We start from the raw sequence: 22408 nt of genomic DNA, 5'->3' as shown, positions 1-22408 counted from the left end.
GCTATCCGGAGACGCTTGGGTGCGTTGTATCGGTGCTGATCAGGTCGCCGTTGCGTGCATCGGTGTAGCTAACCCAGCGGTCGTACATGTTTAACACCCGAAGGTTGTTCGACTCTGCCAGGGTGTGGATCACGTCCGAGTAGGGCGTCAAGCCTGCCGCCGCGTCGAAGTAGTTTCCGATGGCTGGCGGGCTATTTGCACTAACTCCGAAGACATCTTGATAGCCGTGATGATGCTCTGGAGCCGGCTAATGTGCTGAGCCGCGGACACGCCGGTGGAGCCCATAGGGTCCCTTAGCGCATAGTTGGTACCAAGCACCAGAATGAAGAGGTTGGTCCCGGCAGTGTCGCCGAGCTGCGGGCGCAGCGCGAGCGTCGCATCGTCCTTCCACCCGGTCAGTACCCAGTCGTCAGTGCTGGACCCGGAAGGGCCGAAGTTGTCCATCACAAAGCCGTTGCCGCTGGTGCAGTCGAAACCGTGCAGCACAAAGCCGGTCCCGGTCATGGTGACCTTGATCGTGTGCGCGCTGTTCGCCAACCCGGACCATGTGACGGACCCGATGGTGGTACCGCCGGCAGGTCTGACAGCGGAGTTCGATGCAGGCGCTGCACCGTCGGGAAATTGCCGCGGCAATCGTGGACGGGTACCGGTAAGACAAAAGAACTGCCCGCCTCCGAGGGAGGCGGGCAGTTACCTGGCTACGCTTTCAGTTCTTCTACACAAGCAGGCCCTCGGGAACGCTGACGTGCTGCGCCCTGCAAAGATGCTGCTGTCCAGGTCCGCAACGGATGACTTGCCCACGAACCCCATCGCGCCCTTGAGCTCGTCCTGGAGGATTCCGAAGACCCGGTCCACCGCCGGCTCCCCACCAGTGGCAAGGGCGTAGGCAAACGGGCGCCCGGCCAGTGCCGCCTTGGCGCCCAGCGCCACTGCCTTGACGATGTCGTGGCCGCGCCGGATGCCGCCGTCGAGATAGATTTCCGCCCGGCCGCCGACAGCGTCCGCGATGGAGGGGAGGACATCGATGGTGGCGGGCTGGGAATCGAACTGCCGGCCGCCGTGGTTGGAGACGAAGATGCCGTCCGCGCCCTCGTCCACGGCCCTGGCGGCGTCCTCGGCGTCCATGATGCCCTTGATCACCAGGTTGCCCTTCCACTCGGACCGGAGCCTGGCGAAGTCCTCCCAGGTGGCGCCCGGGTTCTTGTTGGTCGCCATCCAGTTGTTCATCTCGTCCATCCGCAGCGGGCGGCCGTTGATCTGGTAGTTCCCGTAGGTCATCTTCCGGCCGGTGAGCCAGCGCCACAGCCAGGCCGGGCGGGTGGCGGCATTGAAGTAGTCCGCCACCGGCGGGCGGGGCGGCATGGACAGTCCATGGTGCAGGTCCCGTTCCCGCTTGCTGGAGGACCCGACGTCACCTGCCACCACCAGGGTCTCAACCCCCACGGCCCGGGCCCGGTTGATGTAGCTGGCGGTTTCCTCCGGATCCCTCCAGAAGGCGATTTGCGCCCACAGGTTGTTCGGGGCCACCTTGGCCACCTCCTCCAGCGAGCAGCCGGCCCACGCGCTGTGGATGAAGATCGACCCCGCCCTGACCGCGGCCCGGGCAACCGCAGGATCCGAACCCGGGTGGAAGATGGTGAGCATGCCCATCGGTGCCACCATCAGCGGCAGCGCCAGGGAATGGCCCAGCACTGTGGTGGACGTGTTCAGCCCCCGAAGGTCCACCATTGACCGTTGGCGAAGCATCAGGGCATCGAACCGGTCCTCGTTGGCGCGCATGGTGGTCTCGTCCAGCGCGCCGCCCTCCAAATAGTCCGAGATCATTTTCGGAAGCTGTTTCCGGGAAGCCTTGCGGTAGTCATCGATGCTGACAATCCATTTGTTTCTCAAGGGTCCTGCTCCAATGTGAAGGTCTAAATTACTTTCGCCAAGAATTGTTTGGTGCGTTCATGCCGGGGGTCGCGCAGGACGGTCCGGGGGTCGCCCTGCTCCACGATGCCGCCCCCGTCCATGAAGATCAGGTGGTCGCCCACTTCCCGGGCGAAGCCGATCTCGTGCGTGACCACGATCATGGTCATCCCGCCGTCCGCGAGCTTGCGCATCACGTCCAGCACCTCGCCCACCAGCTCCGGATCCAGGGCCGATGTGGGTTCATCGAACAGCATCAGCCGTGGCTCCATGGCCAATGCCCTGGCGATGGCCACGCGCTGCTGCTGGCCGCCGGACAGGGACGCCGGGTAGGCATGCACCTTCTCGGAAAGCCCCACCCGCTCCAGGAGGACGCGGGCCCGGTCCTGGACGGCCTTCCGGTTCTCCCTCTTCACCCTGACCGGCGCTTCGCAGATGTTCTCAAGCACCGTCATGTGGGGGAAAAGGTTGAAGCTCTGGAAGACCATGCCGATGTTCTCGCGCATCCTCGCCGCCTCGGCGTTGTTCTGCGCGTGCAGCCGGCCTTTCCTGATCTTCACGCCAACCGGCTGTCCGTCCACAAGGATGTATCCGCCGTCGAGCGTTTCCAACTGGTTGATGCAGCGGAGGAACGTCGATTTGCCCGAGCCGGACGGCCCGATAATGCAGGTCACACTGCCCTTGGGGATGGTGAGGTTGATGCCCTTGAGGACTTCGAGGTCGCCGAAACTCTTGGTGACCCCCTGCGCTTCGATCATCACGTCACTCATGGCCGGGCCTCCTCTGGTGTGGTGCGGGCGTTCGCCGCCCTGGGCTTGCGGGGCCGCCGGGGGCTGCGTCCTGAAGTGATTCCGCCCCGGTTGAAGTGCCGTTCAATGAAGAACTGCCCAAGGCTCAGAACGCTGGTCACCAGCAGGTACCACATGCTTGCGGCGATAAGCAGCGGAATGGTTTTGAAGTTGGCGCTGTAGACCAGCTGCGCTGAATAGAGCAGCTCGGGGAAGGCCAGGACGCTCACGAGGGAGGTGGTCTTCAGCATGGAGATGGTCTGGTTGCCCGTTGGCGGGATGATGATCTTCATTGCCTGTGGCAGGACGATCCGGGAAAGTATCGCGAACCGGCGCATGCCCAGTGCTGTGGCCGCTTCCGTTTGTCCACGGTTGACGCTCAGGAGCCCTGCCCGGACGATCTCGGACATGTAGGCACCTTCGTTCAGGCCCAGGCCGAGTATTGCCGCCATGAAGGGGGTGATCAGCACGTTGGCATCCACCGAGAAGAACTCAGGCCCGAACGGCACGCCCACCGCAATCCGTGGGTAGATGGCGGCGATGAAACCCCAGAAGAGGAGCTGGACGAAGACCGGAACCCCGCGGAAGAGCCAGACCAGGAACGCGGCGGTCCCGGCCACGATGGCGTTCGGGGCGAGCCTGGCCAGCGCCAGCAGGACGCCGACGACGATTCCCACAGCCATGGAGATGGCCGTCAGTCCCAGCGTGCGCAGGAGGCCTGTGAACAGCCGCTCCGAGGTGAACCAGCCGAAGACCACGTTCCACTCGAAGCGCGGATTGGTGACGAGGGAGTAGCCGACCAGGAAGATCGCGAACAGGACGATTGCCGCCGTCAGCCACAACCCTCCGTGGCGCTGGTGCGGACGGCCCAGGAGAAGCTGGCGGTCCAGCGCGTCACCGGCGGGTGCCTTGGCGTCGGGTTCCGTGGCTGTGTTGGCCATGTGGCTACTGCGCTTTGTTGAAGGCGAAGTCAGAGATTGCACCGGTGCCCACGCCCCACTTGTCGAGGATTTCCTTGTACTTGCCGCTCTTCGCGAGAGACTCCATGCCCAGCTGCACCGCCTTTTCCATGCCCGCGCCCTTCTTGAAGCCGATGCTGACGGGGGAGACGTCCTTTTCGCCGAGCAGTTCGATCTGGCCGCCCTGCTTGATGGCGTAGCCCAGGGTGGGTCCGTCGATGTAGACAGCATCAATGCGTCCGGCCGTCAGTGCGAGATTGGGGGCCTGCATATCGGGGTAGGTCATGGCCTCGATGGCTGGGCTGCCGGCGGCGGTGCACGCCTGGGACAGGGCAGGCAGGCGCTTGAGGTCCTGGAATGAGCCCTTCAGCACGCCAACACGCTTCCCGCAGAGTGTGTCCAGCGTGAGGTGCTGCGGGTTGCCCGGAGCCACACCAATGCCGCTGCCTGACTGGTAGTAGTCCACGAAATCAAGCACTTTCATGCGTTCCGTCGAGGGGGACATCTGGGAAATGGCCATGTCGAACTTGCCGGCAGCAATACCGGGGATGATGCCGTCGAAGGGGCCGCTCTTGACCTCCGTCTTCAGGCCCAGCGTCTGGCCCAGGGCCATGGCAATTTCCGGGTCAATACCTTGAATGGTTGTCCCGTCGGCGGCCATGAAGTGCAGTGGAGGCGAGCTCTGGCTCATGGTGACGGTCAGGGTTCCCCTGTCCCGCGCCTCCTTGGGGAGGGCTGCGGCGGCAGCTTCGTCGACTTTGACGGCCTCCGCGGAGCTCGAGCTTTTAGGGGCATCGGACTGGGCTGAGCTGGTCATTTCGGGGTTGGAGCACCCGGAGAGAAGCACGCTCGCCATGGAAACTGCGGCGACGGTCACCAACATCGATCGAAACTGAATCATCTACACGCCTTCGGAAGTGGGGGAGGAGGGGTGGTAGGAGAGCTTCCAACCTTGATGGGCAGCTTGGCTGTGGTACAGATCACTTCGCTGTCCGGTATCATGTACCGTACATCATGCACGATTTTCTGCAAACACCCTTTTCGCCGTGTTTGGTTTGTGACGACGCGCTCGTGGAAGTGGTGTTACGGCTGCATGCGACTGACCGAAAAATTCACATAGGATTCCGAAATGAACGCCGCTTCACCTGAAGAAGAAGTCCTGATCCCCGGCAGGCCCATGCTGGTCGACCAGGTGTTCGAGGCCATCCTGTCCCTGTTGCTCGACGACAAGATCTCCACCGGATCGCCGTTAAGCATTGACGGATTGGCCAAGCGCTTTAAAGTTTCTTCGACTCCCGTGCGGGAAGCCCTGGCACGCCTGGAAACCACCGGCATGGTCAGGCGGGAAGCCCTGCGCGGCTACAAGGTAGCGCCGGAGCCCACCGCCAGCGACATCGCCGCGCTTCTGACGTCGCGTCAGATCCTCGAGCCTGCATGCACCAGCATCGCCTGCACCAACTCAACACAGGATCTCGTGGCGGACCTGGAAGGGTTCCACCGCGACCTTGAGGCGTCACGCCATGGCGGCGACACCTTCGCGGGATACCGGGCCTACTGGAAGGCCGACGAAAACTTCCACCGGCGGATCGTGGAGGCAACGGACAACGAGTTCCTGCTCCGGGCCTACGGGTCCATCGAGGGAAGCATCCAGCGCTTCAGGCTGATGGTGCACAACGACATGAGCGGTGACCACACGGTGCAGGAGCACCAGGCCATCATTGATGCCTTCAAGGCCGGGGACTGCGCAGCGGCGACGGCCGCGATGAACAACCACATCGAGGGGATCAGGTCCCGCTCGCTGAGCTTGAAGAAGTTCGGCCAGCAGTAGGTCTCTCCCGGCCCTTTTGTACGGTGCCGCTGGCTCCCTGGTGCGTGCCGCCGTCGTACTCCTGCCGCGCCCTAACCCGCCGCCCTGCTGCCCTTTGCTCCGGGTGCATGAATAATACGGAGTGCTGGGAACAGCGGAAGTGCGGCCCCAGGCGCCTGCCTGCGGACGACGGCGGGCGAAGGAACTGGACATGACGAGGTCACACCGGAGCGAACGGCACGAGCCCGAAACGAGCGTGGAGCTGAACCCGTTGTTCAGCCGGCCGGGGGAATCCACCCTCTTTCCGCGCTTCACCATCCCGGACGGGGAGTCGCTGCCGGGCACCGCCTACCAGGTGGTCCACGACGAGGTGATGCTGGACGGCAATTCCCGCCTGAACCTGGCCACGTTCGTGGGGACCTGGATGGAACGGGAAGCCTCGCAGCTTTATGCGGAAGCGTTCGACAAGAACATGATCGACAAGGACGAGTACCCGCAGACCGCGCTGATCGAAACCCGGTGCTGGCGGATGCTCGCGGACCTGTGGAACGCGCCGGATCCTGCGGCGGCCATCGGCACCTCCACCATCGGCTCCTCCGAAGCCTGCATGCTGGCCGGCCTGGCCCTCAAGCGCCGGTGGCAGCACCGCCGCCGCGCCGAGGGCAAGCCCACGGACGCGCCGAACATCGTCCTTAGCTCCGCCGTGCAGGTGTGCTGGGAGAAGTTCTGCAACTACTGGGAGGTGGAAGCCCGCTACGTTCCCGTGTCCAGGGAACACCCCACCCTGGACGGCCACGACCTGGACCGCTACGTGGATGAGAACACCATCGGCGTGGCGGCCATCATGGGCGTCACCTACACCGGCGCCTACGAACCCGTGGAGCAGATCTCCGCCGCGCTGGACCGCATCCAGGCCGCCACGGGCCTGGACATCCCCATCCATGTGGACGGCGCCTCCGGGGCCATGGTGGCGCCGTTCCTGCAGCCGGAACTGGTGTGGGACTTCCGGCTGCCCAGGGTGGCCTCCATCAACACCTCCGGCCACAAGTACGGCCTGGTGTATCCCGGCCTGGGCTGGATCGTCTGGCGGGACCAACAGTCCCTCCCCGACGACCTGGTGTTCCACGTCAGCTACCTGGGCGGGGACATGCCCACCTTCGCCCTGAACTTTTCCCGGCCCGGAGCCCAGGTGCTGCTGCAGTACTACCTGTTCCTCCGCCTGGGCTTCGCCGGCTACAAGTCCGTGCAGGCCAGCTCCCGCGACGTCGCCCTGTACCTCTCCCACGAGATCGGGAACATGGACGCCTTCACCCTCTGGAGCGACGGCTCCGACATCCCGGTCTTCGCCTGGCAGCTCACCGACGGCCACACCAGGAACTGGGACCTGCACCACCTCTCCGAACGCCTGCGCATGAACGGCTGGCTGGTCCCGGCCTACGCCCTGCCCGAAGGGCTCAGCGGCATCACGGTGCAGCGGATCGTGGTCCGCAACGGCTTCACCCGGGACCTCGCCTCCAGCTTCCTGGACGACCTCAAGAAGGAAGTGGCCTACCTGGACGCCCTGACGTCGCCCATGCCCACCGACAAGCACCGGGAAGCGTTCCACCACTAGGTATCGCTGCCCGCAGATTGAAGTATCTGGTTACTGGTCCAATTTTCCGGCCAGGCGCATAACCTTCATCCATGCTGAACACCATGCTTCGGAGCCTTCGACCCAAGCCAAAATGCAAGGTTTGCGGCTTGGACCTGCCTCCAACTCCCTCTGCGCTGTTTTGCTCCCGTGACTGCTACGACCGCTATCAGGCCATGGATCACACATCCCGCCACTAGCCCGTTGCCGGGAGGAGCGCTCCATGTGCCGGTTGTTCGGGCTCCATGCCGGATACCGGCCCGTCCGCGCCACCTTCTGGCTCCTTGACGCCCCGGACAGCCTGTCCGAGCAGAGCAGGAAGGAGCCCGACGGCGCCGGGATCGGCACGTTCGATCCCGACGGCGGCCCGCGGGTCACCAAACGGCCGCTCGCCGCATGGGAGGACCACGCCTTCGCCCGGGAGGCCAGGGAGCTGCGGAGCACCACCTTCCTGGCCCACGTCCGGTACGCCAGCACCGGCGCGCACACCCTGGTGAACACCCACCCGTTCGAGCAGGACCGGCGGCTGTTCGCCCACAACGGCGCCTTCCACAGCCTGGACCGGCTCGACGAGCGCCTGCGTGAGTACGGCGTGGCGGACCTGGTGCAGGGCCAGACCGACAGTGAGCGGCTCTTCGCCCTCATCACGGCAGAGAGCCGCCGGGCCGGCGGGGACGTGGCCGAGGGCATCTCCCGGGCGGTGGGCTGGGTGGCCGCCGAACTGCCCGTCCTGGCCCTCAATATCATCGTGACGACGGCCACCGACCTCTGGGCGCTCCGCTACCCGGCAACCCACCCGCTGTACGTGCTGGAACGCGACCCCTTAACTGAACCCGCTCCGGTGGCACCGCTGGACGCCAGAAGCCCCCGGATCCACTCCCGAAGCACCGAACTGGCGGCTGCCCGCTCCGTGCTCTTCGCCACCAAACGGATGAACCAGAACCCCGGCTGGCGTCCCATGGCACCGGGCGAGCTGGTGCACGTTGGCCCGGACCTGGCGGTGACGTACACCTTCCCCTTCCCGGACCAACCGGCCCACCCGCTCACGCTCGCCGACCTGGAACCGTCCGCGGCGGCGTCGCAAATGTCCTGACGGTGTATCTCGGGAAGGCGCGGCTTACGTGGACGGCGCCGCGGCAGCCTTCTTCGCCAGCGCCTGGGCCATCTTCTGGATCCTGGCACCGTAGCCGCCATTGATGGCGGTGTCCTTGATCTTGTTTGCCTGGGCATCCAGATCAGCCGGGGCGGCGTTCTTGAGTGCGGTCAGGTCCGCCTGGAGGTTTGCCGGGAGCTTGGCGAACAGCTTGGGGTGGTTGATGAGCTGGTCGGCCACCTTCTGGAGCCCGGCGCCGGGATTGTCCGACTTGAACGCGGTGCGCAGCTCCTGGCGCAGGCCGGCCAGGCCGGTGGCGGCCTTCTCCAGCGCTTCGGCGCGCTTTTGGATCTCGGCGCCGTACCCGCCGGACAGGGCGGTGGTCTTGATCTTGTAGGCATCCTTAACGCGGTCCGCAGTGGCGGCGTCCTTGAGGGCTGTCACGTCCGCCTGGAGGACAGCGGGGAGCTTGGCGAACAACTTGGGGTGGTTGACCAGCGCCGCGGCTGCTTCCGCCGCACGGTCCCCGGCGGCCTGCGGGCTGTCAGCGTTCAGGGTCAGGAAGGCCTTCAGGCCGCCGGCGCCCTTTGCTGCCTTGACGTCGCTGGCTGCTGTGGTTGAGGTTGCAGACACGGATGTTGGGCTGGGGGATGCGGACGCGGCACCCACGCCCGCGGCGGCCATGGCACCGGCGGCCAGTATTGCTGCCGCTCCGACGCCGATGCGGGCCCTCATTGACGGAATTGATGGCTTCACCACGGTGTGTTCCTCCAAATGTGCGCGTGGGTCCACCCGACGGGTTGGACCGGCAGGGTTCACTGTAGGACCGCAGGCTGGGGAAATGCTGAATGCCGCTCCTGCACCTTTATCCCTACCTTAATCCGGGACGCGGATTATGCTCGGCCTATGAAGATGCGTGATCCCCGGGCGAAGCCTGTTCCTGCCGGCAAACTGGGTTTTTGGCAGCAGCGGACGTGGCTGTGGATTGTCGCCGCGGGATTCGACGTGTACATCCTTGGTTTCGTCATCGGGTTGCAGCCGTCCGGCCCGCTCTGCGGCAGCCCGTTGCTTCCCAACAGCCGCGCTGCCGAACTGGCTGACCTGGAAGAGGCCGGCAGAGGGGCCGCGGCCACGTGCTACCGGACCATCGACTCCGATTCCGTGCCCGTGTGGAGCCTCATGGCCCTGGGAATCGGCCTGGTTCTGCTGGGAGTGGTGGTCCGGATAGTCCGCATCCGGCTTTTCGCCGGCTCCGCCGACGCGGTGAAGGCCAGCTAGGTGCGGTAGGCACCCAAAGACAGGAAAGCTCCCGGCCTGCGCCGGGAGCTTTCGTGTGTTTGCCGAAGGGACGGATGGTGCCCGCTACTCCGCGAGCTTGGCGACGGACTGCGCCCAGATGAAGAACTTGTTGGTGCCCAGGTCCTTGACGGTCTTGATGTTCAGCGCCTCTTTGAGCTTCTGCGCGTCGCTTTCGGACAATCCCTTCAGCGCCTCCACGGGCGCCTTCGCCAATTCGTCGATGCCCTTGTCGAGGTACTCCTTGTCGAACTTTGCGTTGATTCCAGCCATAGTGTCCTCCTGGTGCTCGGATGGGTCCTGACTGTGCTCTGGGGCACAGTGGTCATTCAACCACGAACCGAGGCACGCGCCGCCGTAGGCGGCTTCTTGACCGTGGCGAGCAGGAAAACGCCGGCGACGGCGGTGGCCCCCGACAGGAGGAACAGGAGGATTGCCAGCGGGGGTGCTGCGTCCGCCTCGCCCAGGATGGTGATGCCGATGGCGACGGCGACGAGGGGGTCGATGACGGTCAGGCCGGCCACCACGAGTTCGGGTGTTCCCCTTGTGTGGGCGTTCTGGACCAGGAAGCTGCCGGCCAGGGCGGCGATGAGCAGGCCTGCCAGGCATGTCAGCGACAACCACTCGAAGTCGCCCTGGAACAGCCGGGCGATGACGGTCTTGGCCAGGGCCGCGACGAACCCGAAGAGGATCCCGGCTCCGGCGGTGAACACTACGGCACCCGACCGGTGGCGCCACAAGGCGAAGGCCACAGCAACACCGGCCAGGACCACGGCGAGCACGATCAGGATGGTGATCAAGTGCCGGTCGCTGACCTCCACGTCCTCCGCGGACAGCGCCGCCACGGCAACGAACACACCCACGCCGCCAACGCATAACGCCACTGCGGTGAGGGCCCGCCGCCCGGGGGACCGGCGGGTCATCCGGGCCGTTGCCAGGGTGGTGACCACCAGGGCGATGGCGCCGATGGGCTGCACCACGATCAGGGGCGAGAACCGCAGGCTGGTGAGCTGGAGGAGGATGGCGGCGCCGAGCATCCCCGTCCCGGCCAGCCACACCGGCCTCCGGACCAGGGCCTGCAGGCGTCCGCCGCCCATGCTGCCCGCCGCGCGCCCGGCTGCAGCCGGCTGGTCTTCCACGGCGCGATGCTGGAACAGCGTTCCCAAGGCAAGCAGGACGGCGCCGGCCGCGGCAATCGGGATGCCCAGCCAGTGGTAGGACGACAGCGCGGACACGGCCGCAGCCTGCTGGATCATGATCAGACCTTACCCAACCCGGACGCGGCTACCCACCCGGGGTGACCACCCGCCGTCGGGCCTTTTCCCTCTACAGCTTGCCCGGCTACAGCAGGCTGGGCCGGCTGGCGAGGATGTAGTCCACGGCCGCAGGGCCGGTCATGCACAAATCCGGCCACTCGTTCCGGCCGCCGCGGTGCCGCTGCAGGTACCCTTCCTGCCGCACCGCTGCCCACAGCGATGCGGTGGGGCCGGGCTTCCTGGCATTGAGCAGGCACCAGCTCAGGTACAGCCCGTACACCTCGTCGTCGCTGAGGCCCGGCTGCTTTGCGGGGACGGGGACAAGGCATTCGGACAGGAATTGTCGATGATTCGGGGCGCTCATGTTTGGCCCTTCAGCCGGGTGCGGCCGTATGCTCACACATGCTGCATTCGTAGCCGCGGGTGCCCTGGATGGGTCCGCTCCCGGCATTCCTTTGGGCCCGGAAATTAGGCAACCCCTCGCCGTGCGCCACGCCGCCCCCAGCTTGCTTATTACTGGGTCTACACCTAAAGTCTACAGTGTAGAGAAATTGTCGACATGGTTTTAGTCAAGGGATCAGAGTTTGCATGGCCGCTACGGCTGCTCACACATATCCCAGGAGAACTACATGGCCCCCCTTCTCCTCCCACCCCACGTTTGATTTTCCCTGCCGGGCACTCACAGCTCCCCGCAAACCCGCCCGGTGCACTGTGCAAGGCTCCGGGTTTGAACCGCTGTAGCCGAACGGCGAACAACTGCACCTTGTTTGAAAAGAGCCACCATGGCGCAATCACAGTTCGACCAGTTCCTCACCGAAGCCACCTGCCCGGACCACGAGTCCGGGAGCAGCCTTGACGACGACACCCTGTACGGCCTCTACACCAGCTGGTGCAACCTGTCCCAGCAGGAGCCGCAGGACGAGTACGTCTTCTTTGAGGCGATGAGCCGACGCGTCCGCCCCGACGCCTGCCTGCGCATGACCGGACCGGCGGCCGCCGACTACATCCTGTGCAGCTACCGAGCCGTGGTGTGACAGTCCTCGTCACCCAGGCCTCCAACAGCTACGTGCCCAGGCACACCCTCCAGCCCCACGGAAAACGCCCCTGGTGCGTCCGCTGCGACACGGACTTCCACCTGTTCGTTGACTCGCCGCCCGTCCTGAACCCCCGCGCCTCAACAGTTGCTGTGGCCATCCACTGTTCCCAGTGCCGCCATTCCCGGGTCCTGGAGACCACGGCAGAGCACGTGGCGGCGCTTCCCGCGCACACCCCCATTCCGCATGAAACGCAAGGAATTTCACACCCATGATGAACAACACCCATACCCCGCACGGCCCCGCCGCCGCCCGCGAAGCCCGTGCCGCCGTCGAGCATTTTGACCTCACGCCCGCCGGCCTGGCCGACGCGCCTGCCCAGCAGCTGGACCTGGACAGCCTTGTCCACACCGGCAACAGCTAGGAACCGGCGCATGGGCACGCCGCGGTCGCCCGACGCCGACACGCAGGTCACCGTCCATAGCGCACCTGCCGCGCTGGCCACTTTAGGGTAGGAACCGCTCGATGGATTTGAACTTGAAAAGGACTGCCGGTGCACGCCGCAACCGACCAACCACCCGCCGCTGAACCCGCGCGCCGCCCGATGCACCTGCCCGGCATGCGGCCCTGCCTTACGCCCCGGATTGTCGCCGCCGGCGGACTGACCTCACACGTGTACCTCCTTGCCGGCCCTGCGGGTTCCCCGCGACCGGTCTTCGTGCTGCTCCACGGCATCGGAATGTCGCACCGCTATTACCGGCGGCTGCAGGCGCTGCTGGCCCGGCACGGGGACACCTACGCCGTGGACCTCCCCGGCTTCGGCGGCACCCCCACCCCGGACCGGCAGCTGTCCGTGGCCGACTACGCCGCACACACGGCTGCGGTGCTGGAAAAGATGGGTGTACCCCGCGCAGTGCTGGTGGGGCACTCCATGGGCACCCAGTTCGCCACCGAGCTGGCGGTCCAGCGGCCGGACCTGGTGTCCCATGTGGCGCTGCTGGGCCCGGTAGTGGACCCGACCCGCCGGACCGTCCTGGAGCAGTCCCTGGCCCTTGGCCTGGACGGGCTGAAGGAGAGCCCGCTGGGCAATGCCATCGTGTTTACCGACTACATCCGGTCCGGGCTCCGCTGGTACCTGACCGAGCTGCCCGTCATGATGGGCTACGACCTGGACGCGCGGCTGGCCCTGGTGAGCCAGCCGGTCCTTGTGGTCCGAGGTTCACGCGACCCCATCGCCCCGAGGGACTGGTGCGAGAAGCTGGCCGCGACGGTCCCCAACGGCACCTTCCTGGAAATTCCCGGCAAGCCGCACATCGTCCAGCACGGTGGCGCTGCCGGGACCGCGGCGGGGATCCTGGGGCTCGCCCGGAGTTAGTTCCCGGCGCCGGCCGCGGACCGTAGAAGGCCCCCGTCCCGGAAACTCCGGAACGGGGGCCTTCTGCGGGTGCGGAGAGGTTCAGCCCGCTGCCGTTGCTGATGCTCCGGGTTCCAGCGTGTACTGCTTGGGCAGCTTCAGCGACCGTTCGGCCATCACGTCACGCAGCACGTTGGGGTAGTCGGTGATGAGCCCGTCCACACCCACGTCCATCAGGGCGCGCATGGTGGGCTTGTCGTCCACCGTCCAGGGGATGACCTGCATTCCCTTGGCGTGGGCCCGGTTCACCATGTCCACGGTGACGTACGGGACGTAGCCGGGATCGGTGACGGTTCCGTTCTGCGGTGTGCCGTGAACCGGCGAGACGGCGTCGAAGCCCAGGGACGCGGCTGCATCGACGAGGTCACCGCCGAAGTCGTCGGCGTCGATGCCGCCCAGCCAGGGTGAGGCGCCGGGCATGCCGGCCTGCAGGAAGTCCTTGTTGGTCAGGGCCACCGTGCGGATACCGGGCTGGCGTTCCTTCACCACGCGCAGGGCGCCCCAGTCGAAGCTCTCGATGGACACCCGCTCGGCCATGTTGGCGGCGTTGATCTCACGCAGGGCCACGTCCACGAACTGTTCACGCGGCGCCGTCTGCTCGGGAGCCCCTGCCTCCACCTTGGTCTCGATGTTGAACTTGACCTGGCTGGCGCGGTACTGCCTGGCCAGGTCGAAGACCTCGGCGAGGGTGGGCATCTTGGCGCCGGGGGAAGCCTGCTGGCCGGGGAACTGCGGCAGGGTCTTTGAGCCGCAATCAAGGCTGCGGACCTGGGCGAACGTGAGGTCCTTGATGTATTTGCCCACGTAGGGGAACTGCGGATCCCCGGGGGTGACGGGTGCGGTGTCCTGGCACTTCTGGCCGCTGATCTTGCGGTCGTGGGTGATGACTTCGCGGCCGTCCTTGGTGATCTGCAGGTCCAGTTCGAGGGTGGACACGCCCGTTTCGATGCCCTTGGCGAAGGACGCCAGCGTGGACTCGACCGTCAGGCCGATCCCGCCGCGGTGGGCCTGGAGGTCAAAGTGGTTTTCGGTGCCGTTGGGGTTGGTGTCCGCTGCGTGGGCCGGGAGGGATGTTCCCATGGCCAGGCCGGTGCACACGGCGGCTGCGGTCAGCAGCTTTGCATACTTCATCAGACAAGTCTCCAAATGTGGGGGAGGGGGCCCCGGGGCGGGGCCTTCGCCACTGTTCCCACCCACGGCAAATGTCCGGCGACGCCCAGGCAAACTGCACGTGGCCGTCGCGCGAACGGGAAACCCGCTGCTCCAACCGGCTGACCAGCCCAGACGCCTGCCTTTGGAACGTGATCCATGACGCCATCTGGCGTTCACCTACCTGCCAACAGGCATTAATTACCGCTAAGTAACTTGGGGACCTCTTGCTACGACCCATCTTTGAGAGGCTCCCCCAATGAGCACGTCCCCTACCCGAGGCATTCTCACGGCCGCCGCAGCCATCATCCTGGCGGCGTCGGCACTCGGCGGCACCGCCGTCGCCCAGGCAGCAGGCAACAGCAACGCCAAGGCCGGCAACGAATCCGGCGACCATAAGGAAGCCGACACCGCCCTGGCCGAAGCCTTCACCGGCGTGGACCGGGGCACCAAGTGGCAGCAGACCTCCAAGCTGAAGCTGAATTTCCCCACCTACCACACCGAGGGCATGGCCTACAGCGCGGACCACATCTTCCTGTCGGCCGTCCAGATCACCGAGCCAACCACCAAGTTCCCCACTCCGCAGGGAGGATTCGACCGCACCCCGGGCAAGGGCATCGGCCACCTCTTCGTCATGGACAGGGCCGGCAACCTCCAGAAGGACATCATCCTGGGCGAGGGGGACATGTACCACCCCGGCGGCATCGACTTTGACGGCACCAACGTCTGGGTCCCCGTGGCCCAGTACCGGCCCGACAGCAGTGCCATCATCTACCGGGTGGACGCCACCACCCTGGACGTGCACAAGCAGTTCGAAGTGGCAGACCACTTCGGCGGCGTCGTGATGGACAAGAAGACCGGCCACCTTGTGGGCAACACCTGGGGATCGCGCCGGTTCGCGGAATGGGACCTCCAGGGCAAGCAGCTCTCCACCTGGGAAAACCCCAACTACTTCATCGACTACCAGGACTGCCAGTACGTGCCCGACTCCAAAATGCTCTGCGGCGGGATCACCAACCTCCCGCAGACCCCGGCCGCCGGCGGCACCGGTGCCACCTACGAACTGGGCGGCATGGCGATGATCGACCTGAAGTCCCGCAGCGTGAGCCGCGACGTGCCGTTCCAGCAGTGGTCCTCAGCAGGCCACGTGGCCACGCGCAATCCCTTCAAAATGACCGCCGACGGCGGCCACCTCACCATGACGGTGGCCCCGGACAACGGCGAAGAAGCCAATGGCACCGAAATCCTCACCTACGAAGCCACCGTCACCCCCGCCCCGTAGCCCGCAGCACCAGGAACGAACGGATTCAACCATGCCCCAATCACGACGACGGTCCACACCAAGGCGCGTGGCCGCGGCCACCGGCGCCACGGCCCTGGCTGCCTCGGCACTGACGGCCGGGCTCTTCGGCCTCGGCGCGGCGCCCGCCACCGCAGGCGATAACACCGCGACGCCCATCAAACACGTGGTGGTGATCTTCCAGGAAAACGTCTCCTTTGACCACTACTTCGCCACCTACCCCAACGCCGCCAACACCCCAGGTGAAACCCAGCAGGGCTCCGGCGCGCCGACGGCCGCCTTTACAGCCTCCGAGGACACGCCCAAGGACATCAACACCCTTGCCAACGCGGGGCTGCTGGCACCGAACAACCCCAATTCCATCCAGCCCGCCCGGCTCTCCCCGATGCAGGCCGTCACCTGCGACCAGGACCACGGGTACAACGCCGAACAGAAGGCCTTCAACGGCGGGCTCATGGACAAGTTCGTCCAGTACACCAGCCGGGACGCCTGCGGCACCAACCAGTACGGGCGCCCCGGGCTCACCATGGACTACTACGACGGCAACACCGTGACCGGCATCTGGAACTACGCCCAGAACTATTCCATGAGCGACAACCACTTCAGCACCGTCTTCGGCCCCTCCACCCCGGGCGCCCTCAATCTGGTGTCCGGGCAGACCCAAGGCGCCAAGGAATACACCGCAGACGGACAGCCCGCTGCCACTCCGGCCACCGGGAGCACCGCCGTCCGCCAGCCCGACGCAAACGGGGTGGGGACCGTGATCAACGACCCCGACCCCGTCTACGACGACTGCTCCAACAACAGCCACGCCAAGGCGAACAACCTGGCCGGCATGACCGGCACCAACATCGGCGACCTGCTCACCACCAAGGGCGTCTCCTGGGGCTGGTTCCAGGGCGGGTTCACGCCCACCACCCCCGCGACGGCCACCGGACCGGCGTCGTGCCTGTCCACGCACACCAACGCCGCCGGTGCCGGCGTGACGGACTACTCCCCGCACCACCAGCCGTTCCAGTACTACGCCTCCACCGCCAACCCGCACCACCTGGCGCCAGCCACGGACGCGGAAATCGGGCACAACGGGCAGGCCAACCACCAGTACGACCTGACCGATTTCACCAAGGTGCTAAATACGGACAATATGCCCGCCGTGTCCTTCCTCAAGGCCGGCATGTACCAGGACGGCCACGCCGCCTACTCCGACCCCGTGGACGAGCAAAACTTCATCACCGCCACCGTCAACCAGATCCAGCAGTCCAAGAACTGGGACGACACCGCCGTCGTGCTCGCCTACGACGACTCCGACGGCTGGTACGACCACGTGGCCGCGAAGGTGAAGAACTCATCCAACACCGCGGATGACGCCGCCTGGTGCCAGGACGCCGCGGCCAGCGGAGTCCCCATGGCCGGTGGCTACGCAGACCGCTGCGGCCCGGGCCCCCGCCAGCCGCTGGTGGTCATCTCCCCGTATGCGAAGAAGAACTTCGTGGACCACACCGAAACGGACCAGGCCTCCATCCTTCGCTTCATCGAGGACAACTGGAACACCGGCCGGATTGGCGATGCCTCCGCTGACGCCGCTGCGGGTTCGCTGGGTGCCATGTTCAACTTCCACCACCAGCGCAACGACAAAGTCCTGCTCAACGAACAAACCGGAGCCATTGACTCGGTCAGCCATATTCCTCTTCCCTCTGCACAAAACTAATAATCATGCTTACTATTGTGTGGCGCGGGCTGTCCGCTGGGGGCAGAGCACCCGCGCCGCACCGGAGGTCTCTCAAGCATGGACAATGAAATGCGTCCCCTCACTGATGAAGAACTGATGTCGGAACAGGCCACCGCGCTTCCGGACAAGGAAGTTGCATCGGTCCTGGACCTGAACGCTGACCTGGACCTTGGTATCAACGCCGCAGCACCCATCGACCTGGCCGTAGCCGCCAACGCCAACGTGGCGGCACCGATCGACGCAGCAGCCTCGGCCAACATCCTGTCCTTCGGCTCGGACGCGCAGGCACTGTCCAGCCAGGACGCCGCCATTGACCAGGGCATCACTGCCGACGCGAATGCGGACTCCACGCAGGACAGCGTCATCGGCCAGGCTGATGGCACCGCTGACGGGGGTACCACCGATACCGGAACCACGGACGGGACCACGGACGGAACGTCCGGTTCGGTAACGGTCCCCTCGGGCACCGGCGGGCTGACGGATGCAGCGGGCGCCCTGAACGGCAACCTTCTGAACGTCGATGTAAACCTGGACGCCGACGCCGCCATCGCGGCACCCATCAACGGTGCCGTGGCCGCCAACGCCAACGTTGCCGCTCCCATCGACGCGGCGGTGGCCGCGAACATCGGCTCCATCGACAGCCAGGCCTACGCCATCTCGGACCAGAGCGCCACCATCTCGCAGCACATCGACGGCGAGGCCAACGCCACGGCCGATCAGCAGTCCGACCTGCAGCAGTAAGGCAGATGACCCAAACCCACGGCGGGCCGCCTCCCGAGGCGGGCCCGCCGTCGTCACGCGCCACCCTTGCCCAGGACCCGCCGGACCAAGGCAGCTCGACGGCGGGCGGCCACCTTCCAGCCCTGGCCGACGGTGTGCAGCTGCTTGGCCCCGCCGAGGGATCCGGCTACCGCGAACCGCCCGCCTTGGTTCGGCGCGCCGACGGCCAGACCCTGCAGCTGACCAGGCTCCTGTATTTGGTGCTGGAGGCCGCCGACGGGACGCGGGACCTTGAGGGCATCGCCCGGCGCGTCAGCGAAGGCTCCGGACGGCTGGTCAGCGCGGACAACGTGCGCACCCTGATGGATTCGCAGCTGCTCCCGATGGGCCTCCTCCGGCTCGCCGACGGCACCCAGCCCGAAGTCAGGAAGGCCAACCCGCTGCTGGGCCTGCGGTTCCGCTATATCGTGTCCGACCCCCAACGCACCCGCAGGATCACGGCCCCGTTCGCTGTCCTCTTCAACCCGCTGATCGTGGTGGCAGTAACGGCGGCGTTCCTGGCCGCCTGCTGGTGGGTGCTCATGGTCAAGGGCCTGGGCTCGGCCACCCACGAGGCGTTTGCCCAGCCCGCTCTCCTGCTGCTGATCCTCGCCGTCACCATCCTCTCCGCCGGCTTCCACGAATTCGGCCATGCCGCCGCCACCCGCAAGGGCGGGGCAACACCCGGGGCAATGGGCGCCGGGCTGTACCTGCTGTGGCCCGCGTTCTTCACGGACGTGACCGACTCATACCGGCTGGGCCGCGGCGGCCGGATCCGCACGGACCTGGGCGGCCTGTACTTCAACGCCATCGTGGCAGTGGCCATCATGGGACTGTGGTGGGCTACCGGCTTTGATGCGCTGCTGCTGGTGGTGGTCACGCAGATCCTGCAGATGGTCCGCCAGCTGATCCCGCTGGTGAAGTACGACGGCTACCACATCCTGGCCGACGCCACCGGCGTGCCCGACCTTTTCCAGCGGATCAAGCCCACCCTCCTGGGGATCCTTCCGTGGCGGTGGGGCAACCCTGAAAGCAAGGTGCTCAAGCCCTGGGCCCGGGCCGTGGTCACCGTCTGGGTCCTGGTGACCGTTCCGGTGCTGCTGTTCAGCATGGTGATGATGGTGCTTTCCCTGCCGCGGCTGCTGGCGACGGGCTGGGCGAGTGCGGTCAAGCAGCAGGAAATGCTGGCGGCGAGTCTGTCGTCCGGCGACGTTTTGGGCGCGGCGGTGCGGGCACTGGCGGTTGTTGTGGTGGCCGTGCCGGTGCTGGGCGTGCTGTACATCGTGGTGCGGCTACTGCGGCAGCTGGTGACCGGGCTGTGGCAGAAAACGCGCGGCAAGGCGGTGCAGCGCACCGTTGCCATGGCCGCCGTCGCGGCTCTTCTGGCAGGGCTCGCCTGGGCATGGTGGCCCGACGGCGGGACCTACCGTCCGGTCCAAGCTTACGAACGCGGGACACTGGGGGACGCCACCCGCGCAATCCTTCCCCAGCGTGAGCGCGGGGCGCTCCGGCAGGGAGCAACCGGGCAGACCGTTGCGCTGTGGCCGGCCGGCGCCACCAAGCCCACGCGGGACAACCCGCAGCTGAGCATGGTGCTGGTACCCGCAGATGCCTCTGGTACCGGGGCGTCCTCCACCGGCGGCGCTTCTTCCGCTGCGGCGCCGTCCTGGGTGTTCCCGTTCGACCGGCCCGCCGCCCCGGAGGGCGACGGAAACCAGGCGCTCGCGGTCAACACCACCGACGGCTCGGTGACGTACAGCGTGGCGTTCGCGCTGGTGTGGGCCGAGGACGGCAATCCCGTCACCACCACCAACGAGGCTTATGCGTTCGCCAACTGCACGGGCTGCGCCGCGGTGGCTGTCGGATTCCAGGTGGTCCTGGTGGTGGGGCAGGCGGACGTCATCGTCCCGCAGAACCTCTCCGCGGCGGCGAACTACAACTGCCTGGACTGCCTGGCCTACGCCCTGGCCAGCCAGCTGGTCCTGACCCTGGACGGGCCGCTGGATCCGGCCAGCAAGCAGCAGCTCGAGGCGTTGTGGGCGCAGATCGCCGAGTACGGCCGGAATCTCCAGGACGTGCCGCTCTCCGATATCCAGGCCACGTTGAACGGCTACAACGAGCAGATTACGGCCATCGTTAAGGGCACTTCCGGGACGTCGTCCTCCGGGCCGACATCTCCGGCATCAGCAGGACCCTCCCCGGGGCCCACGACGTCCAGTTCCCAAACCGAACCCACCGTCCCGGCCCAGCCGACGGCCCCGGCCGGCGCGCCCAACCCGGCTCCGACTGAGGTGGCCACAGCGCCGGCGGGCCAGGACGGGGAAGGCGGGCAGCCGACGTCGTCCGTTGACGAGGCAACGCCGGCACCCACCGTGGATTCCGGCGCAGGGGGACCCCCGCACCAATCCCCACTTCCAGCGCCGGCTGAGCCGTTCACTTCAGGCCAGCATGCCTTTCCTTCAGCGGCATATTGCTATGGTGCGGGCCGTGCTGCAGCTGGAGGGCGCAGTGGATGAGCGGGAAATGGCTGAATGCCTGGGGCGTGTTGCCCAGCTGGCGGTTGTTGCGGGGGTCCCATTCCTCACTGAGCAGGCCCACGTCGTTGCGCAGCGAAAGCAGGCGTTCAAACAGGTCCACGGCCTCGTCCCGGCGGCCGATGCCCAGCAGCGCGTCGGCGAGCCAGAAGGAGCATGCCAGGAAGACGCCTTCGGTGCCAGGCAGCCCGTCATTGCTGGCCTCGGGGTGGTACCGCAGGACGAACCCGTCCTCGGTCAGGTTCTTCTGGACCGCGTCCACCGTGCCCACGACGCGGGGATGGTCATGGGGAAGGAACCCGACGCGGGGGATCAGCAGCAGGCTGGCATCGAGTTCGCTGCTGCCGTAGGACTGGACGAAGGTGTTGCGTTTTTGGTCGAAGCCGTGCGTCATGACGTCGTCGTGGATCTGCTTGCGCAGTGCGGCCCAGCGCCCCCGGGTCCGGGAAGGCCGGATTCCTGGACGGCCTTGACCATCCGGTCCGCGGCCACCCAGGCCATGACCTTGGAATGGGTGAAATGGCGCCGGGGCCCCCGCATCTCCCAGAGCCCGTTGTCCGGCTGGTCCCACGCGCCCTCCAGGAACTCCATCAACGCCACCTGGATATCCCAGGAATCATCCGTGGTGCCGGGGTCCGCGGCCCGGGTGAGGGCCAGGCCGTCCAGGACCTCTCCCCACACGTCCAGCTGCAGCTGCGGGGCCGCGGCGTTGCCGGTCCGGACAGGCTTGGAACCTTCGAACCCTCCAAGCCACGGCAGCTCGGCCTCGGGCAGCCGGCGTGTCCCGTCCAGCCCATACATAATCTGCAAATCCGCGGGGTTGCCGGCCACCGCACGCAGCAGCCATTCCCGCCACGCTGCTGCTTCATCCTTGTAGCCGCAGGCCAGCAGGGACTGCAGCGTCAGGGTGGCGTCCCGCAGCCAGCAGAAGCGGTAGTCCCAGTTGCGGCTGCCCCCGGGGTTCTCAGGCAATGAGGTGGTTGCGGCGGCCACGATGCCTCCGGTCGGGGCGAAGGTAAGTGCCTTGAGGGTGATCAGGGACCGTTCCACCGCGTCTTTGTAGTCGCCAGCCATGGAGTTCCGGCCGGTCCATTGCTCCCAATACTCCTGCGTGGAGGCCAGCGCCTTCTCCGGCTCGGTTTGGTCCGGGACGGCCTTGTAACTGTGTGCCCAGCGCAGGACGAACGGGATGCGGTCACCGGCGTTGACGGTGAATTCACTGACGGTCCGCATGTCCTTGCCCTCCAGCGGCGCGGGGGTGCTGAGGTAGGCGGCGTCAGGGCCCGCGATGGCGCTGATGCCGTGGCTGGTCCGCCGGACCCACGGAACGATCCGGCCGTAATCGAAGCGCAGGGACAGTTCGCCCTGCATGGCAACGCTCCCCTTCAGGCCCTCCACCATGCGCACCACGTCAGCGGAACCATCGCGGACCGGCATCAAGTCCGTTACCCTGACGCTTCCATCCGCCGTGTCCCATTCCGTCTCCAGGATCAGCGTGCCGGGCCGGTAGCGCCGCCGGGTGCAGTCACCGGCTCCGGCCGGGGCCAGCCGCCACCGCCCCGCCTCCGGCGAGTCCAGCCGCCACCGCCCCGCCTCCGGCGAGTCCAGCAGGGCCGCGAAGCATGCCGGTGAATCGAAGTTTGGCATGCACATCCAGTCGATGGACCCGCTGCGGCCCACCAATGCAGCCGTGTGCAGGTCACCGATGATCGCATAGTCTTCGATCCTTGCCATCTGTTCCTCCGGGGTTTC

23 protein-coding genes and 1 pseudogene are annotated in these 22408 nt (G+C 66.3%); 12 read left to right on the top strand and 12 right to left on the bottom strand.

Going from position 1 to position 22408, the window contains the following annotated elements; translation table 11 throughout:
* Window position 1 precedes the first annotated feature (1 nt).
* From OUO20_RS12435 to OUO20_RS12410, 6 genes are all read right to left on the bottom strand, one after another.
* Window positions 2-151, bottom strand: a complete 150-nt coding sequence (locus OUO20_RS12435) for a hypothetical protein (protein WP_268001836.1) — start codon at window positions 149-151, stop codon at window positions 2-4.
* Window positions 148-537 (bottom strand): hypothetical protein, encoded by a 390-nt coding sequence (locus tag OUO20_RS12430; RefSeq protein WP_268001835.1) that lies wholly within the window; start codon window positions 535-537, stop codon window positions 148-150. The genes OUO20_RS12435 and OUO20_RS12430 overlap by 4 nt, the downstream gene beginning before the upstream one ends.
* 153 nt (window positions 538-690) lie before the next feature.
* Window positions 691-1890 carry an alpha-hydroxy acid oxidase gene (locus OUO20_RS12425; protein WP_268001834.1) on the bottom strand — a complete coding sequence of 400 codons (1200 nt, stop codon included), beginning with the start codon at window positions 1888-1890 and terminating at the stop codon, window positions 691-693.
* 23 nt (window positions 1891-1913) lie between these two features.
* The gene (locus OUO20_RS12420; RefSeq protein ID WP_326498035.1) at window positions 1914-2678 is read right to left on the bottom strand and encodes an amino acid ABC transporter ATP-binding protein; all 765 of its coding nucleotides are present in this window, start codon (window positions 2676-2678) and stop codon (window positions 1914-1916) included.
* Window positions 2675-3637, bottom strand: a complete 963-nt coding sequence (locus tag OUO20_RS12415; RefSeq protein ID WP_268001833.1) for an amino acid ABC transporter permease — start codon at window positions 3635-3637, stop codon at window positions 2675-2677. The genes OUO20_RS12420 and OUO20_RS12415 overlap by 4 nt, the downstream gene beginning before the upstream one ends.
* 4 nt (window positions 3638-3641) lie before the next feature.
* Window positions 3642-4556 (bottom strand): ABC transporter substrate-binding protein, encoded by a 915-nt coding sequence (locus OUO20_RS12410; protein ID WP_268001832.1) that lies wholly within the window; start codon window positions 4554-4556, stop codon window positions 3642-3644.
* A gap of 228 nt (window positions 4557-4784) precedes the next feature.
* Here OUO20_RS12410 and OUO20_RS12405 point away from each other — a divergent pair, with 228 nt between their 5' ends.
* From OUO20_RS12405 to OUO20_RS12395, 3 genes are all read left to right on the top strand, one after another.
* Window positions 4785-5483 (top strand): GntR family transcriptional regulator, encoded by a 699-nt coding sequence (locus tag OUO20_RS12405; protein ID WP_144600895.1) that lies wholly within the window; start codon window positions 4785-4787, stop codon window positions 5481-5483.
* Between the two features lie 190 nt (window positions 5484-5673).
* Window positions 5674-7074 carry a glutamate decarboxylase gene (locus OUO20_RS12400; RefSeq protein ID WP_268001831.1) on the top strand — a complete coding sequence of 467 codons (1401 nt, stop codon included), beginning with the start codon at window positions 5674-5676 and terminating at the stop codon, window positions 7072-7074.
* 241 nt (window positions 7075-7315) lie between these two features.
* Window positions 7316-8185 (top strand): class II glutamine amidotransferase, encoded by an 870-nt coding sequence (locus OUO20_RS12395; RefSeq protein WP_268001830.1) that lies wholly within the window; start codon window positions 7316-7318, stop codon window positions 8183-8185.
* Between the two features lie 24 nt (window positions 8186-8209).
* Here OUO20_RS12395 and OUO20_RS12390 read toward each other — a convergent pair whose 3' ends face one another.
* A complete protein-coding gene (locus OUO20_RS12390; RefSeq protein WP_268001829.1) occupies window positions 8210-8944 on the bottom strand; it encodes a hypothetical protein in 735 nt (244 codons plus the stop codon).
* Between the two features lie 147 nt (window positions 8945-9091).
* On the opposite strand from OUO20_RS12390, the gene OUO20_RS12385 reads away from it, so the two are divergent.
* On the top strand, window positions 9092-9463 hold the full coding sequence (locus OUO20_RS12385) for a hypothetical protein (protein WP_268001828.1): 372 nt from the start codon (window positions 9092-9094) through the stop codon (window positions 9461-9463).
* Between the two features lie 84 nt (window positions 9464-9547).
* Here OUO20_RS12385 and OUO20_RS12380 read toward each other — a convergent pair whose 3' ends face one another.
* From OUO20_RS12380 to OUO20_RS12370, 3 genes are all read right to left on the bottom strand, one after another.
* A complete protein-coding gene (locus OUO20_RS12380; protein WP_082581824.1) occupies window positions 9548-9754 on the bottom strand; it encodes a hypothetical protein in 207 nt (68 codons plus the stop codon).
* A gap of 56 nt (window positions 9755-9810) precedes the next feature.
* The gene (locus tag OUO20_RS12375) at window positions 9811-10737 is read right to left on the bottom strand and encodes a multidrug DMT transporter permease (protein WP_268001827.1); all 927 of its coding nucleotides are present in this window, start codon (window positions 10735-10737) and stop codon (window positions 9811-9813) included.
* An 85-nt stretch (window positions 10738-10822) separates the two neighbouring features.
* Window positions 10823-11101 carry a hypothetical protein gene (locus OUO20_RS12370; protein ID WP_268001826.1) on the bottom strand — a complete coding sequence of 93 codons (279 nt, stop codon included), beginning with the start codon at window positions 11099-11101 and terminating at the stop codon, window positions 10823-10825.
* A gap of 418 nt (window positions 11102-11519) precedes the next feature.
* Here OUO20_RS12370 and OUO20_RS12365 point away from each other — a divergent pair, with 418 nt between their 5' ends.
* The 4 genes from OUO20_RS12365 to OUO20_RS12350 all read left to right on the top strand — a co-directional run bounded on the left by OUO20_RS12365 (window position 11520) and on the right by OUO20_RS12350 (window position 13146).
* Window positions 11520-11771, top strand: coding sequence for a hypothetical protein (locus OUO20_RS12365; RefSeq protein WP_268001825.1), 252 nt, complete (start codon window positions 11520-11522; stop codon window positions 11769-11771).
* Window positions 11768-12046, top strand: coding sequence for a hypothetical protein (locus OUO20_RS12360; RefSeq protein ID WP_268001824.1), 279 nt, complete (start codon window positions 11768-11770; stop codon window positions 12044-12046). Before OUO20_RS12365 ends, OUO20_RS12360 begins: the two co-directional genes overlap by 4 nt.
* Entirely contained in the window at window positions 12043-12195 is a 153-nt protein-coding gene (locus OUO20_RS12355; RefSeq protein ID WP_018768715.1) for a hypothetical protein, read from the top strand. The genes OUO20_RS12360 and OUO20_RS12355 overlap by 4 nt, the downstream gene beginning before the upstream one ends.
* Before the next feature lie 129 nt (window positions 12196-12324).
* On the top strand, window positions 12325-13146 hold the full coding sequence (locus OUO20_RS12350) for an alpha/beta fold hydrolase (protein ID WP_018768714.1): 822 nt from the start codon (window positions 12325-12327) through the stop codon (window positions 13144-13146).
* 81 nt (window positions 13147-13227) lie between these two features.
* Here the strand turns inward: OUO20_RS12350 and OUO20_RS12345 are convergent, their stop codons facing one another.
* Window positions 13228-14316, bottom strand: a complete 1089-nt coding sequence (locus OUO20_RS12345; protein WP_018768713.1) for a glycerophosphodiester phosphodiesterase family protein — start codon at window positions 14314-14316, stop codon at window positions 13228-13230.
* A 277-nt stretch (window positions 14317-14593) separates the two neighbouring features.
* Here OUO20_RS12345 and OUO20_RS12340 point away from each other — a divergent pair, with 277 nt between their 5' ends.
* The 4 genes from OUO20_RS12340 to OUO20_RS12325 all read left to right on the top strand — a co-directional run bounded on the left by OUO20_RS12340 (window position 14594) and on the right by OUO20_RS12325 (window position 20638).
* Window positions 14594-15616 carry a DUF6454 family protein gene (locus OUO20_RS12340; RefSeq protein ID WP_018768712.1) on the top strand — a complete coding sequence of 341 codons (1023 nt, stop codon included), beginning with the start codon at window positions 14594-14596 and terminating at the stop codon, window positions 15614-15616.
* Between the two features lie 31 nt (window positions 15617-15647).
* Window positions 15648-17342, top strand: a complete 1695-nt coding sequence (locus tag OUO20_RS12335) for a phospholipase C (RefSeq protein WP_223992436.1) — start codon at window positions 15648-15650, stop codon at window positions 17340-17342.
* Between the two features lie 90 nt (window positions 17343-17432).
* Window positions 17433-18104 (top strand): hypothetical protein, encoded by a 672-nt coding sequence (locus tag OUO20_RS12330; protein WP_018768710.1) that lies wholly within the window; start codon window positions 17433-17435, stop codon window positions 18102-18104.
* Between the two features lie 5 nt (window positions 18105-18109).
* Entirely contained in the window at window positions 18110-20638 is a 2529-nt protein-coding gene (locus OUO20_RS12325; protein ID WP_268001823.1) for a hypothetical protein, read from the top strand.
* Here the strand turns inward: OUO20_RS12325 and OUO20_RS12320 are convergent.
* A pseudogene (locus tag OUO20_RS12320) lies at window positions 20556-22390 on the bottom strand (glycoside hydrolase family 15 protein). The gene OUO20_RS12325 and the pseudogene OUO20_RS12320 sit on opposite strands and share 83 nt — an antisense overlap.
* Window positions 22391-22408: the final 18 nt, after the last annotated feature.

The organism is Arthrobacter sp. FX8, from assembly GCF_026723805.1.
GTDB lineage: Bacteria > Actinomycetota > Actinomycetes > Actinomycetales > Micrococcaceae > Arthrobacter.
This window is presented reverse-complemented; position numbering and strand designations above follow the sequence as displayed.

Excerpts from the sequence above, each read along its gene's own strand:
- OUO20_RS12420 (WP_326498035.1), bottom strand. The coding sequence starts at position 2,678 with ATGAGTGACGTGATGATCGAAGCGCAGGGGGTCACCAAGAGTTTCGGC.
- OUO20_RS12415 (WP_268001833.1), bottom strand. The coding sequence starts at position 3,637 with ATGGCCAACACAGCCACGGAACCCGACGCCAAGGCACCCGCCGGTGAC.
- OUO20_RS12410 (WP_268001832.1), bottom strand. The coding sequence starts at position 4,556 with ATGATTCAGTTTCGATCGATGTTGGTGACCGTCGCCGCAGTTTCCATG.
- OUO20_RS12405 (WP_144600895.1), top strand. The coding sequence starts at position 4,785 with ATGAACGCCGCTTCACCTGAAGAAGAAGTCCTGATCCCCGGCAGGCCC.
- OUO20_RS12400 (WP_268001831.1), top strand. The coding sequence starts at position 5,674 with ATGACGAGGTCACACCGGAGCGAACGGCACGAGCCCGAAACGAGCGTG.
- OUO20_RS12395 (WP_268001830.1), top strand. The coding sequence starts at position 7,316 with ATGTGCCGGTTGTTCGGGCTCCATGCCGGATACCGGCCCGTCCGCGCC.
- OUO20_RS12385 (WP_268001828.1), top strand. The coding sequence starts at position 9,092 with ATGAAGATGCGTGATCCCCGGGCGAAGCCTGTTCCTGCCGGCAAACTG.
- OUO20_RS12380 (WP_082581824.1), bottom strand. The coding sequence starts at position 9,754 with ATGGCTGGAATCAACGCAAAGTTCGACAAGGAGTACCTCGACAAGGGC.
- OUO20_RS12375 (WP_268001827.1), bottom strand. The coding sequence starts at position 10,737 with ATGATCCAGCAGGCTGCGGCCGTGTCCGCGCTGTCGTCCTACCACTGG.
- OUO20_RS12370 (WP_268001826.1), bottom strand. The coding sequence starts at position 11,101 with ATGAGCGCCCCGAATCATCGACAATTCCTGTCCGAATGCCTTGTCCCC.
- OUO20_RS12365 (WP_268001825.1), top strand. The coding sequence starts at position 11,520 with ATGGCGCAATCACAGTTCGACCAGTTCCTCACCGAAGCCACCTGCCCG.
- OUO20_RS12355 (WP_018768715.1), top strand. The coding sequence starts at position 12,043 with ATGATGAACAACACCCATACCCCGCACGGCCCCGCCGCCGCCCGCGAA.
- OUO20_RS12345 (WP_018768713.1), bottom strand. The coding sequence starts at position 14,316 with ATGAAGTATGCAAAGCTGCTGACCGCAGCCGCCGTGTGCACCGGCCTG.
- OUO20_RS12340 (WP_018768712.1), top strand. The coding sequence starts at position 14,594 with ATGAGCACGTCCCCTACCCGAGGCATTCTCACGGCCGCCGCAGCCATC.
- OUO20_RS12335 (WP_223992436.1), top strand. The coding sequence starts at position 15,648 with ATGCCCCAATCACGACGACGGTCCACACCAAGGCGCGTGGCCGCGGCC.
- OUO20_RS12330 (WP_018768710.1), top strand. The coding sequence starts at position 17,433 with ATGCGTCCCCTCACTGATGAAGAACTGATGTCGGAACAGGCCACCGCG.
- OUO20_RS12325 (WP_268001823.1), top strand. The coding sequence starts at position 18,110 with ATGACCCAAACCCACGGCGGGCCGCCTCCCGAGGCGGGCCCGCCGTCG.